The sequence below is a fragment of the Bradyrhizobium sp. AZCC 1678 genome (assembly GCF_036924765.1).
Lineage (GTDB): Bacteria > Pseudomonadota > Alphaproteobacteria > Rhizobiales > Xanthobacteraceae > Bradyrhizobium > Bradyrhizobium algeriense.
Window position 1 is genome coordinate 751,964 of record NZ_JAZHSE010000001.1, and the last position, 13,300, is coordinate 765,263.

A 13,300-nucleotide genomic window follows, 5' to 3' on the forward strand; every position below is an offset into this window, starting at 1 on the left:
GGATCAGGTGCCGGCGTAGAAGAACGACGCCAGCCGGGTCTGGATGTTTTCGGCGATCTCGTTGGCGGCGCGATCCTCGGCGTCGCGGAAGGCACGCTGGCGCGCGAAGCGCTGGAGCTGGCCGGGAATGTCATAGGACACGCGGGAGAAGGTCGTGCCGGTCATGACCGACTTGTTGGTGGCGAGGTCGATCAGATTGTACTGTGCATCGATGCCGTAATTTTCGCTCGACGGCAGCGCGGTAGCGGGATCGAGCATCAGCGAGGAGCGCGAGGTGTTAAAGCGCAGCACCAGCCGATGGGTCGGCGGCATGCCGGTGGCGTTGCCGTAGAGCTTGAACGCCAGCGCGTTGCGGATCTCAACCTGGATCCGGGCCTCGCGGGAGGCATTGGGCTTGTCCACCGGCGGGACTTCCACGCCCATCAGCTTTTCCCGCAAGCCGGGCTTGCCGTCATTACGTTCGGCATACATCGGCTGGAAACAGCCGGCCGTGAGCGCCGCCAGAGCGGCGACGGCGATGAGCCGAACGGCGATCCGGGTCCTAGCCAACGACATTCACGATCCTCATGGGAACAACGATTACCTTGCGGACGGCCTTGCCGCCGAGAGCGAGTTTTACCGCATCGAGCGACAAAACGGCAGCCTCAATTTCCGGATTTTGGGCGACCCGTGGCACGGTAACATCACCCCGTTTCTTGCCGTTGACCTGGACCACCAGCGTCACGGTGTCTTCAACCAGCAAATCGCGTTCGATTTGGGGCCAATCGGCCTCCGAAATCAGCCCGGACTGCCCCAGGACCTGCCAGCATTCCTCGGCCAGATGCGGCATCATCGGCGCGAACAGTTGAACCAGGATGATTGCGGCCTCCCGAACCGCCCAGGCGGTGTCCGGCGACGGTGTTCCGCCCTTACCCAGCACCTCGGCCAGCGCGTTGGTGAATTCACGGATATGGGCGAGGCAAACGTTGAAATGCAGCCGCTCGATTCCGGACGACACCTTGTCCAGCGCACCATGGGCCGCCTTGCGCAAGCCGAGCGCGTCCGCGCCGAACGAGGCCGGCCGGCTGGCCGGGGCCATTTTGGCGATCTCGGCCGATTCGTTCACCAGCCGCCACAGCCGCTGCACGAAGCGCGAGGCGCCCTGCACGCGCTCGTCGCTCCAGATCACGTCGCGGTCGGGCGGGGAGTCCGACAGCATGAACCAGCGCGCGACGTCGGCGCCGTAGGTCGCGATGATGTCGTCGGGGTCGACGGTGTTTTTCCTCGACTTCGACATCTTCTCGATCGGGCCGATGGTGATATCTTCGCCGGTTTCCAGCAGGATGGCGCGCTTGCCATTGCCGCCGGCTTCGATCTTGACCTCGGCCGGCGTGACGTAGCCGCCGTCAGCTTTTTGATAGGTCTCATGTACCACCATGCCCTGCGTATATTGGCCGGCGAACGGCTCGTCATAGGCGATGTGACCGGTAGCCTTCATGGCGCGGGTGAAGAAGCGCGCGTAGAGCAGATGCAAGATCGCGTGCTCGACGCCGCCGATATACTGATCGACCGGCATCAACCGATCGACGATGGCCCGTGTGGTTGGAGCCGTCTCGTTCCACGGATCCGTGAAGCGCGCGAAGTACCATGCCGAGTCGACAAAGGTATCCATCGTGTCGGTTTCGCGTTGCGCCTTGCCGCCGCATTTCGGGCAGCTGACGTGTTTCCAGGTCGGGTGATGGTCGAGCGCGTTGCCGGGCTTGTCGAAGGTCACATCCTCCGGCAGCACCACCGGCAGGTCCGCATCGGGCACCGGTACGACGTCACACTTCGGGCAGTGGATCACCGGGATTGGACAACCCCAATAGCGCTGGCGTGAAACGCCCCAGTCGCGCAGACGGAAGTTTATCTTGCGCTCGCCGACCGGCAGGTTGCCGCGAACTTCAGTTTCCAGCCGTTTCGCGACGTCTTCCTTGGCCTCTTCGATGGTCATGCCATCGAGAAAGCGTGAATTGATCATACGGCCGTCGCCGTCATAGGCGGTATCGGTGATGAAGAAGGTCTTTGGATCCTGGCCCTCCGGGCAAACCACCGGCGTGTTGCCGAGCCCGTATTTGTTCACAAAATCGAGGTCGCGCTGGTCGTGCGCCGGACAGCCGAAGATCGCGCCGGTGCCGTATTCCATCAGCACAAAGTTGGCGACATAGACCGGCAGCTTCCAGCTCGGGTCGAACGGATGGATCGCTTTAATGCCGGTGTCAAAACCCTGCTTCTCCTGGGTATCGATGATTTCCTGCGCGGTACCGTGACGCTTTGCTTCGGCAATGAACTCCGCGAGCTTTGGATTCTTCGCAGCCGCGGCCTGCGCCAGCGGGTGATCCGGTGCGATCGCCATGAACTTGGCACCGAACAGGGTGTCGTGTCGCGTGGTGAAGACTTTCAGATCGTTATCGCCATTCGGCGCGGTCGCAGGATCGAGCGCGAAGCGGACCAGCATGCCTTCGCTGCGGCCGATCCAGTTGCGCTGCATGACGCGCACCCGATCGGGCCAGCGGTCGAGCGTGTCAAGCGCGTCGAGCAGCTCTTGCGAGTACTTCGTAATCTTGAAGACCCACTGATTCATCTCGCGCTGCTCGACAACAGCGCCGGAGCGCCAGCCGCGGCCGTCGATCACCTGCTCGTTGGCGAGCACGGTCATGTCGACCGGATCCCAGTTGATCTTGCGCTTCTCGCGCTCGGCGAGACCGGCGCGCAGGAAGTCGTTGAACAGTTTTTGCTGATGCTTGTAGTAGCCAGGGTCGCAGGTTGCGAATTCGCGCGACCAGTCCAGCGACAGTCCGATCGACTGCAACTGCTTCTTCATCGCGGCGATGTTGTCGTAGGTCCAAGCCTTGGGCGCGACCTTGCGCTCGATCGCGGCATTTTCCGCCGGCAGCCCGAACGCATCCCAACCCATCGGGTGCATCACATTGTGGCCCTTCGCCCGCATGTAGCGGGCCAGCACGTCACCCAGCGTATAGTTGCGGACGTGCCCGATATGGATGCGCCCGGACGGGTAGGGGAACATCTCGAGCACGTAATATTTCGGCCGCGGATCGTCGTTTTTGCAGACGAAAATCGACTTTTCTGCCCACTGGCGTTGCCAGCGCGGCTCGGAATCACGGGCGTTGTAACGTTCGGAGGTCATGAAATCGCAGCGCTTTTTGTGGATTCGGTCCGGTCCAGAGGACGGCGGACTAGGCCACAAAAGCGGCTGCGGGGTCAACGGGTTGGGATGGTGGGAACGGCCATTTGACCGGAGGCGCGGAGCGTCCGCTCATCCCGCCATCGCTATGCCCGCCTCGTCCACCAGCTTGGCAAAACCGTGTTCGACCACAGTGTTGCGGCCGCGGTGCTTGGCGGCGTAGAGGGCGGCATCCGCCGCCTCGATCAGATCGCCGGGAGTTTGGGCGTCGCTCGGCAGCGTCGCGGCCACGCCGACGCTGACGGTGACGATGCAGTGGCTGGAGGTGATATGCGGCAGGCCGAGGCCTTGAATGGTCGCGCGCACGGTTTCGCCGATCTCCAGCGCCTTCTGCGGGCTCGTGTTCGGCAGCAGCAGGCAGAATTCCTCGCCGCCATAGCGGCCGGCAAAGCCCATTGTGTCGGCGGCGATGCCGGCCAGCGCTTCGCCGAGCCGGGTGAGGCAGGCGTCGCCCTCGGGGTGGCCATAGGTGTCGTTGTAAAGCTTGAAGTGATCGACATCGATCATCAACAGCGACAGCTCGCAATGATACTGCTGCGCCTTCAACCATTCGAAATCGAGCCGGCTCTGGAAGCCGCGGCGGTTGGCGAGGCCCGACAGCATGTCGATCGAGGCCATCACGGTGAGCCGGTCGTTGGTGGCGACAAGTTCACGCTCACGCTGGCTGAGTTGCGCCGCCATCGCGTTGAAGGCGCGCGCCAGCGGCATGAATTCCAGCGGCAGACGGCTGCGCGAGACGCGGGCCGACCAGTCGCCTTCGCCGAACCGCCTGGCCATGCCGGTCATGACTTCGATCGGATTGATGATGAGCTTCTCTGCCCCGATCAGCGCGCCGAGCAGCACGAACAGGCAGACGAATCCCAATTGAAGATAGGCGGTGCGGATGTCGCGATTGATTGCGGCCGTCACCTTGGCCTCGTCGACGCTGACGATCAGGCGCGATTGCGTCCCGGGAATGCGCGCGAAACTGATGGCGCGCTTGGAGCCGTCGTTAGCGGTAAAGGAAAGCGAGCCCGTATCGGAGTTGGAGCTGAGCGCCTTGTAGGTGATGGCCGACAGCAGCGGCACGTTGTCGAGCGGCCGGCCGATCATGCTGGCCTGGTCCGGTGGCGCCGCCAGCACAACGCCGGTGCTATCGATCAGGAGAGATGAAATGCCCGGCCGTCCGCCGAGGTTGGCCATGATCTTCGACAGCCAGTCGAGATTGATGCCGGCGACCGCTACCGAATCTTCGTCCGGATTGATCGCGGAAACCGGATAGGCCGCCATCATGATCGGTCGGTTGTTGGTCTTGCCGAACAGGTAGTCGCTGAAAACGAAATCGCGGGTTTCCTGCGCCTTCTTGAAATAGTCGCGATCGCCGATGTTGAGGCCGACCTGAATATTCAGCGTGGAACACTGCACCACGCCGTCCTTGCTCACGAGCATGATGCTGCGGATCCAGGGCAGGTTGGCGGGCAGGCTGGCGCGCAGGATTTCGCAACTGCGCCCGATGCCGCTGGAGGCGCGGATATAGGCGGCGGATTTCAGCATCGTCTCGACGGAGGAGATCACCTCGCGCTGGGTCTCCGCGCTATGGTGGGTGATATTGGCGTATTCTTCCGAAGCGATCGCGATCTGCTTGGCGCGGGTGTCTTCGAGCGAGCGGACGCGCTCCAGCATCAAGGGCGCCACCAGCATCACTGCCAGCATGGCAAGCCGCGCCCGGATTCCCAGAAGCTTCTTGAGTTTGACCCGATTGCGGTTGAAAGTAACGCCAGACATCCTGTCCCCCCACAGCGGAGGGTAGAGCGAAGGTTTCAAAAAGCCTTTCCCGAACTTGGTAAAATTCGAGGAAATGCCGTAAAATTTCCGGCCGAAATCAGGACATGAAGCGAGAGAGATGGCGACACCGCTAACCAAGTCTTTACCAACCGGCCTGGCCCAGGTGGAGCAGGACATCGCGCGCGCGTGCAAGGAAGCGCGCCGCGAGCGCGCGTCGGTGACGCTGATCGCGGTGTCGAAGACATTTGAAGCAACAGCGATTTCGCCTGTCATCGATGCCGGGCAGCGCGTGTTCGGCGAAAATCGCGTGCAGGAAGCCAAGGCGAAATGGCCGGCGCTGGTGTCGGCCTGTCCCGGAATTGCGCTGCATCTGATCGGGCCGTTGCAATCCAACAAGGCGAAGGAGGCGGTGGCGCTGTTCGACGCCATCCATTCGGTCGACCGTCCCAGTATTTGCGAAGCGTTAGCCAGGGAAATCAATTCCCAGAACAAGCGGCCAGAATTGTTCGTTCAAGTGAACACTGGTGAAGAGCCGCAAAAGGCCGGCGTCGCGCCGGGTGAGGCGGATGCCTTCATCGCGAACTGTCGCGACAAATATGGCCTGGTCATTTCCGGCTTGATGTGCATCCCGCCGGTCGACGAAGCGCCGGCGCCGCATTTCGCGTTGACGGCCAAGATCGCCGCGCGCAACGGGCTGAAAAACCTGTCGATGGGCATGAGCGCCGATTTCGCGGTAGCGATCCAGCTCGGCGCCACACATGTGCGCGTGGGGTCGGCGATTTTCGGGCACCGCTGAACGCGCTTGCCTCTCCGTCATTGCCTGCGACAAACGCGAAGCGTTTGCGCAAGGGAGCGAAGCGACGAAGCAATCCATCTATCCACGGATAGAAAGAGTGGATTGCTTCGCTTCGCTCGCAATGACGTGGAAGGAGCTTAGCTGAACCCCACCGACACCTTTCCGAGCGCGCCGAAATCAACTGCGCAAAAATCGCCCGACTGTATCGGCAGCGGTGGGTGGCAGGTGCCGGTCGTGACGACACGGCCGGCCTTCAACGTCACGCCAAGCTGGCGCAGTTCATTGGCGAGCCAGGTCAGTGCAATCCTGGGATCGCCGAGCACATTCTTGCCGTGACCCGTGAATTGCTGGCCGCGCATCGTGATGACCGGCCGTTCCTCGACAAGATCGAGCGAGCGCCAGTCTGCAACTGCCGGCGGGCCGAGCACGAACAGATGCGCGCAGGCGTTGTCGGCAATGATCTGCGCGGCACCGGCGCTGACGAAATCGGCAAACCGCGAATCCGGAATCTCGATAGCGGGATGCAGCGTGTCGACCGCGTCGAGCACCTGCTGCACGGTATAGGGCGTGGTACGCGCCGGCAGATCCACGCGCATGCGAAAGGCGAATTCCGGCTCAGCGACGCGCATTTCGTTGCCCGTCATCGAAGCCGTTCCGCCATCTGATATCACCGTCTCGGCCAGGATACGCCCGGCCATCGGGCCGTCGACGTTGATGTGCTTTTGTCCGGCCTCGCTGGTGGCAGCGATCTTCCAGCCGAACAAACTATCGGATGAATATTGCTCGATTCCCGCCTGGATCGCATAGCCTTCGATGCGGTCGCGTGGCCGCAGCTTTTCGTCGAGGCCGGCAAATTTGGTGCCGGCGCGCCAGTGGTCATGCAGCGTCTTTGATGCGGCTGCTATCGCGTTCTTATCGAGCATTGTTTTGATTTCCCATCAGCCGATCATGATCTTGGTCTGCGGGCCCATCCGCCGCAACAGCCGCAGCATGGCGGATTTCGTCATCGAAATGCACCCGGCCGTCGGCGAGAAATTGGGGCGTGCCAGATGCAGGAACACGGCGCTGCCGCGGCCGGCTATCCGTGGGCCGGCGTTGTGATCGATTTCGACGATGAAATCGTAGAGGTGGTCCTCGCGCGTCAGCCGGTCGCCGGGCTGGTCGCGGACCAGACGGATCGGCTGATTGTAACGGCGGTCCTGCGGGTCCTCGCACCAGGCGTCTTCGGGCCGGATCGGCCGCACCGGAAGATAGGTCCGCGGCCGAGGATGGCGGTCGGCGCGCCACCACAATTGCAGCGGGCGGTACGTGCCCTTCGGGGTGCCGCCGTCGCCCTCCCGTTTGTTGGCGAGGATGCCGCCGCGGCCAAGTGCCACCGGCACGGTCCAACCGTCGGCCGTCAGCCAGCCCCGGCGCGGATCGCCGGCCGCCCGGTGGACCCTGATTGCCGTCAGCGGCCGATCACGCGTGGCTGTCTTATAAGTGATTGTAATAGCGTTGCTTTCCATGCCTGTGCCCGAATCCTGGGGTTGCCTTTCCCGCCACAATTCCCTACGCCATTACAGGACATTCATCCAAACGCGCCTCAAATTTGGGATAGACTGCGGTTCGGCTTGAGAATCTGTAACAATCTCTTACCTCAATACGAATCAGTACCCTGATGACCCGGCTTGCTTGTGAAGTTTGCCTGCGAATCAGGTTGTCACCGACCAAGACCCGGCTTGAGACGCTTCCACTTGTGTCCGCCGCCTGCCCTCAAGAGGATCGTATCCTATGCCCAATGCCCGCAAGATCCTGATCGTGGATGACGACACCGATCTGCGCGACACACTGGTCGAGCAACTATCGTTGCACGAGGAGTTCGAAGCTTCCGCGGTCGACACCGGCGCCAAGGGCGCCAGCGCCGCCAAGGCCAATTCCCCCGATCTGGTGCTGATGGATGTCGGCTTGCCGGATACCGATGGGCGGGAAGTCGTGCGCAGCCTCCGCAAGGGGGGCTTCAAGGCGCCGATCATCATGCTGACCGGCCACGACACTGACTCAGACACCATCTTGGGGCTCGAATCCGGCGCCAATGATTACGTCGCAAAGCCGTTCCGGTTCGCGGTCCTGCTCGCCCGGATCAGGGCGCAGCTCCGCCAGCACGAGGCCAGCGAGGACGCGGTGTTTTCCGTCGGTCCCTACAGCTTTCGGCCCGGCTCCAAGATGCTGACCGCCGCCAATGCCAGAAAAGTTCGACTGACCGAGAAGGAAACCGCGATCCTGCGTTTCCTGTATCGCGCCGGCCAGTTACCGGTTTCGCGCGAGACGTTGCTGCAGGAAGTCTGGGGCTACAATTCGGGCGTCACCACGCACACGCTGGAAACCCATATCTACCGTCTCAGGCAGAAGATCGAGAAGGATGCTGCCAATCCGGAAATCCTGGTGACGGAAGCCGGTGGCTACAAGCTGGTGCCGTGATACGATTCGCAGCTACGTTTCGTAATTTTCGCGCATCCCGGTCACAGGTCCATGTCGATCGAAGATGATGTAGCCCTGCTCGAGCGGGTCCCGACATTGCGCCTGTTGGGAACGGCTGCCTTGCGCATGCTGGCGATCGGCTCGGAGCAGCGCGATTTCTCGCCCGGCGATTATTTGTTCAACGCCGGCGACGAGGCGGATGCGGGCTATATCGTTCAACGCGGCGCGATCCGCGTCGAGGACGGCGGCGCCGAAGTCGTTGCGGGCCCCGGTGCCCTGATCGGCGAGTTGGCGCTTATCGTCGCGATGAAGCGGCCGTCGAGTGCGGTCGCGCTTGATCATTCCTCGGTCATCCGGGTGGCGCGCAGCTTGTTTCAACGCGTGCTCGAAAGCGATCCGGGCGCGGCGCGCCGCCTGCGCGACGAGCTCGCCACCCGCACCAGCCAGCTCGCCAGCGATATTTTGATGGCCGGCGCCAAGCTGAGTATCTAGTGCAGGATGAGATCAGGTTGGGCCGCGACGACGGACTGCCTCGTGTTCCGGACGCACGCGGCATGAGTACCGCGAGCCGGTGCTCATTCTACTTTGCATGGGGTTGTTTTCGCTTTTTTGCCTGGGCATCGGTCGCTCCAGGGAGGGAAGGCGAAGCTACACGTCCAGCGTCACCGTCACCGGCACGTGGTCGGACGGTCGCTCCCAGCTGCGGGCATCTCGCGTAATCTTGAAATCGCTGACACCGTCTTTCAGCGCGCGCGAGACCCAGATGTGGTCGAGCCGCCGGCCGCGGTCGCCCACCGTCCAGTCGGCGGCGCGGTAGCTCCACCAGGTATAGACCTTTTCCGAAAGCGGGATCCGCTCGCGCGCGACGTCGAACCATTCGCCATGGGTCTGCGCCGCCAGTAGCTTCTCGCATTCGATCGGCGTGTGCGAGACGACCTTCAAAAGCTGCTTGTGCGACCACACGTCGTTCTCATGGGGCGCGACATTGAGGTCGCCGACCAGGATATGCCGGTCGTCGCCGCGCGGATGCAGCGGTTCGCACGCCTTCATCTCGTCGAGAAATTTCAGCTTGTGATCGAACTTCGGATTGAGCGCGGGATCGGGAATGTCGCCGCCGGCCGGAACGTAGAAATTGTGCAGCACCAGTGGCTTCGCAAGCTGCGCCTTCTCGCCGAACGCCACCGAGATGTGGCGCGAATCGATGTTGTCGCAGAAGGTTCGGATATCGGTGGCCTCGAACGGCAGTTTCGAGACGATGGCGACGCCGTGATAACCCTTCTGTCCGTTCAGCGCGACATGCTCGTAGCCGAGACGCTTGAATCGCTTCAGCGGGAAAGCGTCGTCGATGCATTTTGTTTCCTGCAGGCACAGCACGTCCGGCCGCGCCGATTTGAGGAATTTGGCGACGATGTCGATGCGCAGGCGCACCGAATTGATATTCCACGTTGTCAGGGAAAACCGCATGAGGGCCGTGTCTTAACACGGTTCGTGATGACGTCGCCTGCTTGTCCACAGCTGGAATTTCGTGGGGTCGGCAAAGGCGCATCTGCGCCGTGCCCACCATCTATCGAACCGCGACCCTGCCGGTGGGCACGCGGAGCCTGTCATCGGGCGCGCATTCGCGCGACCCGTTGGCTTTGCCCACCTTACGGAAAGAAATGGAGAAGGCGCGCCGTTCAGTTCGCCGGCGTAGTGTAGTTGGTGAAGTCGATCTTGAAGAGGCCGGGATCGACCTTCTTGGACGAGTCCAGATTGTAGACCGCAATCGTGGTGTCGTAACCCTGCGGGTCGGTTACCGTCCATTGCTTGAGCTGGCCGTCCTTGACGCCGACCATCAGCATCAGCCGGCTGGTGCCGATCAGGGCCTGCTTCTCCTCGATGGTGACGCTGATGTAGATGTCATCGGCCGTGACGTTGACGACATTGGTGTCCTTCAGCAGGTCGATCCGGTCCGACAGCAGGAAGCGCAGCGGCGTTTGCGACAGCGGATAGATGTCCTGGGTCGCAAGCTTCGTATCCCGCACCGCCAGCGACGAGCCGTCGGCGATGATTGCGATCGGGCTGGGCGCATCGTACTCGAAACGCACCTTGCCCGGCTTCTGGATGTAGAAATCGCCCTTGGTCTTGCTGCCGTCGGGGCCGACCTGGACGAAGTTTCCGACCAGCGTCTGCAGCGAGGACAGGTAGGAGCTGACCCGGGCGGCCTGCGCCTTCTGGCTGGCGTCGAACGTTGCAAAAATATTAGCCGGGACATTGCGGTTTGGGTCGGGAATCACCGGGTTGGGCGGCGTCTGGGTGGCGCCGGTGGTCGTCGGCCCCTTTTCCTGCGCGCTCATCTGCACGCTGCCGTCGCGGGCCTTGGCCTTCGGCGCGGGTTTCGGAACCGGCACGGTCTGCGAGAGCGCAGGCGTCGCGAAGCCTGCGATGGATATGGCGATCAAAAGGGCCAGTCCGGAGCGCAGCCCGCGATGGGTGGGTTGTTGTGTCATCAGGTATTTCGGATCTCTATTCAACGAGGCACCCCGCTGCCGGCCATTTTATCGTGCTTTCGACCAAAGGAGGTATCGTTTTTCCGTGAAAATCGTTGCGCCGAAACCCCGTTTGGCGCCGGTATCTAGAATCCGCCCTCTTCTTCCGCGACCAGAATTTCGCGCTTGCCGGCGTGATTCGCCTGCCCGACGATGCCTTCGAGTTCCATCCGTTCCATCAACGACGCGGCGCGGTTGTAGCCGATCTGCAGCCGGCGCTGAATATAGGAGGTCGAGGCCTTGCGGTCGCGCTTGACGATCGCAACCGCCTGCGAGAACAGGTCGCCGCCGCCATCGCCGCCCATGCCGGTGGAATCGAACACCGCGCCGTCCTCGTCGGTCGGCTCTTCCGCGGTGACCGCCTCCAGATATTCCGGCTGACCCTGCGTCTTGAGGTGACGCACGACCTTCTCGACTTCCTCGTCGGAGACGAACGGCCCGTGCACGCGGCTGATGCGTCCGCCGCCGGCCATATAGAGCATGTCGCCCTGGCCGAGCAGTTGCTCGGCGCCCATTTCGCCGAGGATGGTGCGACTGTCGATTTTCGAGGTGACCTGAAACGAGATACGGGTCGGGAAGTTCGCCTTGATGGTGCCGGTGATGACGTCGACCGAGGGACGCTGGGTTGCGAGAATCACGTGCAGGCCGGCGGCGCGCGCCATCTGGGCGAGACGCTGCACCGCGCCTTCGATGTCCTTGCCGGCCACCATCATCAGGTCGGCCATTTCGTCGACGATGATGACGATAAAGGGCAGCGGTTCGAGGTCGAGCTTTTCGTCCTCGTAGATCGCCTTGCCGGTTTCCTTGTCGAAGCCGGTATGCACCGTGCGCGTCAGTTCTTCGCCCTTGCCCTTGGCTTCGACGAGGCGCTGGTTGTAACCGTCGATGTTGCGCACACCGAGCTTGGCCATTTTCTTGTAGCGCTCTTCCATCTCGCGCACGGCCCATTTCAGCGCCACCACCGCCTTCTTCGGGTCGGTCACGACCGGCGTCAGCAGATGCGGGATGCCGTCATAGACAGAGAGTTCGAGCATTTTTGGGTCGACCATGATCAGGCGGCACTGATCCGGCCGCAAGCGGTAGACCAGGCTCAGGATCATGGTGTTGATCGCGACTGATTTGCCGGAGCCGGTGGTACCGGCGATCAGCATATGCGGCGTGCGCGCCAGATCGATGATGATGGATTCGCCGCCGATATTCTTGCCGAGGCAGAGCGGAAGTTTCGCGTGCGACTCGTCCTTCGTGGTCAGCAATTCGCGCAGGTAAACCTTTTCGCGATGCACATTCGGCAGTTCGATGCCGATGGCGTTGCGGCCGGCGACCACGGCGACGCGGGCCGAGAGCGCGCTCATCGAGCGGGCGATATCGTCGGCAAGGCCGATCACGCGCGAGGATTTGATGCCGGGCGCTGGTTCGAGCTCGTACAGCGTCACGACCGGGCCGGGGTTGGCCTTGACGATCTCGCCGCGGACGCCGAAATCGCCGAGCACGCCTTCCAGCGCGCGCGAATTGGCCTCCAGCTCAGCCTTGCTGAGCGGTTGCCGATCCGATGCCTTGGGTGCCGTCAGCACCGAGACCGAAGGCAGTTCGAATTTGTCGGATTTGCGTGCCGCCGCGCGCTGCGCGGCCTTCTTGCGCGGAGCGCGAGCGGCCGGGACTTCCTCGTCCTCGTCTTCCTCTTCTTCCTCGTCCTCGAATTCCTCTTCCCGCGGGGCCAGTGCCGGTGCAGCGCGGCCTTTGAGGCTCGGTTCCTGACGTTCGAACGAGGCGGTGCGAGGCGGCGGCGAACTCGACACCAGCGATCGATAGGCCGCGCTCATCAGCCAAGCGAGCCGCGCCTTTGCGCTCATCAGCGCGTGATACACCCATCCGAGCGAAACCGAACTGCGATCCCCTTCTTCCTCGAAGGGCGCGTCATCGTCCTCGATCGGTGTCAGCTCTTCATCTCTCGGACGTGAGCCCCAGCCGCTGGCAAACAGAAAGGCCGCGCACATCGCCGCGAACAGGATGATGCCGAGAACGAGACGATAGGTGAAGCCGGCCGGACCGAATACCACGGCCGGTGCCCGCACCAGCGCATCGCCGACGACGCCGCCAAGGCCGGTCGGCAGCGCCCACGTTCCGCCATGCGGCCAGCAGCTTGCAAAGCCCGCCGCGATCACCGTGCAGAGAATCCAGCATCCAAGGCGCAGCGCTTCGCGGTCGAAGGTGCGATGGGTCAGCATGCGCCAGCCCCACACCGCGACGGGGAGGATCAGCATGATCGCGCCGAGGCCGAGAATCTGCATCAGGAGATCGGCGCCGATCGCGCCGGGATAGCCGAGAACGTTGCGGATCGGACGCGACGTCGCGTGGCTCAGGCTCGGGTCCTGTACCGACCACGTCATCAACGCCGCCGCCGCCACGCCGGACAGCCCGATCAGGCCGAGGCCTGCAAGCTCGCGCAGCCGTCGCGCGAGGGCGTCGCGGATCGAGACCGGCAGATGGCCGACCAGGGGAATGACACGTTCGATCGCTGGCATGCTCATG

Annotated in this window: 11 protein-coding genes; 3 read left to right on the forward strand and 8 right to left on the reverse strand. The window is 62.7% G+C overall.

All coding sequences use genetic code 11. The annotated features are described in order from the left end of the window. Positions 1 to 3 precede the first annotated feature (3 nt). From lptE to V1294_RS03615, 3 genes are all read right to left on the reverse strand, one after another. A complete protein-coding gene (gene lptE / locus V1294_RS03605) occupies positions 4 to 555 on the reverse strand; it encodes an LPS assembly lipoprotein LptE (protein WP_108520101.1) in 552 nt (183 codons plus the stop codon). Further along, positions 542 to 3,166 (reverse strand): leucine--tRNA ligase, encoded by a 2,625-nt coding sequence (gene leuS / locus V1294_RS03610; protein ID WP_334495202.1) that lies wholly within the window; start codon positions 3,164 to 3,166, stop codon positions 542 to 544. Before leuS ends, lptE begins: the two co-directional genes overlap by 14 nt. 129 nt (positions 3,167 to 3,295) lie before the next feature. Next, positions 3,296 to 4,987, reverse strand: coding sequence for a sensor domain-containing diguanylate cyclase (locus tag V1294_RS03615; protein ID WP_334487725.1), 1,692 nt, complete (start codon positions 4,985 to 4,987; stop codon positions 3,296 to 3,298). 118 nt (positions 4,988 to 5,105) lie between these two features. On the opposite strand from V1294_RS03615, the gene V1294_RS03620 reads away from it, so the two are divergent. Continuing rightward, positions 5,106 to 5,783, forward strand: coding sequence for a YggS family pyridoxal phosphate-dependent enzyme (locus V1294_RS03620; protein WP_334495204.1), 678 nt, complete (start codon positions 5,106 to 5,108; stop codon positions 5,781 to 5,783). 137 nt (positions 5,784 to 5,920) lie between these two features. On the opposite strand, the gene V1294_RS03625 is transcribed toward V1294_RS03620, so the two are convergent. Together V1294_RS03625 and V1294_RS03630 are read right to left on the reverse strand one after the other, a co-directional pair. Next, entirely contained in the window at positions 5,921 to 6,706 is a 786-nt protein-coding gene (locus V1294_RS03625) for a 2-keto-4-pentenoate hydratase (RefSeq protein WP_334495206.1), read from the reverse strand. 15 nt (positions 6,707 to 6,721) lie between these two features. Further along, positions 6,722 to 7,291 carry a L,D-transpeptidase family protein gene (locus V1294_RS03630; RefSeq protein ID WP_334487734.1) on the reverse strand — a complete coding sequence of 190 codons (570 nt, stop codon included), beginning with the start codon at positions 7,289 to 7,291 and terminating at the stop codon, positions 6,722 to 6,724. Between the two features lie 265 nt (positions 7,292 to 7,556). Here V1294_RS03630 and V1294_RS03635 point away from each other — a divergent pair, with 265 nt between their 5' ends. Together V1294_RS03635 and V1294_RS03640 are read left to right on the forward strand one after the other, a co-directional pair. Then, complete coding sequence (locus V1294_RS03635; RefSeq protein ID WP_028348340.1) at positions 7,557 to 8,243, forward strand: response regulator transcription factor; 687 nt, start codon at positions 7,557 to 7,559, stop codon at positions 8,241 to 8,243. A gap of 51 nt (positions 8,244 to 8,294) precedes the next feature. Then, positions 8,295 to 8,735, forward strand: coding sequence for a cyclic nucleotide-binding domain-containing protein (locus V1294_RS03640; protein WP_108520114.1), 441 nt, complete (start codon positions 8,295 to 8,297; stop codon positions 8,733 to 8,735). Between the two features lie 156 nt (positions 8,736 to 8,891). Here V1294_RS03640 and V1294_RS03645 read toward each other — a convergent pair whose 3' ends face one another. The 3 genes from V1294_RS03645 to V1294_RS03655 form a co-directional block, all read right to left on the reverse strand. Beyond that, positions 8,892 to 9,707 carry an exodeoxyribonuclease III gene (locus V1294_RS03645; RefSeq protein ID WP_334487737.1) on the reverse strand — a complete coding sequence of 272 codons (816 nt, stop codon included), beginning with the start codon at positions 9,705 to 9,707 and terminating at the stop codon, positions 8,892 to 8,894. A 212-nt stretch (positions 9,708 to 9,919) separates the two neighbouring features. Then, a complete protein-coding gene (locus V1294_RS03650) occupies positions 9,920 to 10,732 on the reverse strand; it encodes an outer membrane lipoprotein carrier protein LolA (protein ID WP_334495208.1) in 813 nt (270 codons plus the stop codon). A 125-nt stretch (positions 10,733 to 10,857) separates the two neighbouring features. Further along, positions 10,858 to 13,299: a DNA translocase FtsK gene (locus V1294_RS03655; RefSeq protein WP_334495210.1), complete on the reverse strand. Its 2,442-nt coding sequence runs from the start codon at positions 13,297 to 13,299 to the stop codon at positions 10,858 to 10,860. Between the last annotated feature and the right edge of the window lies 1 nt (position 13,300).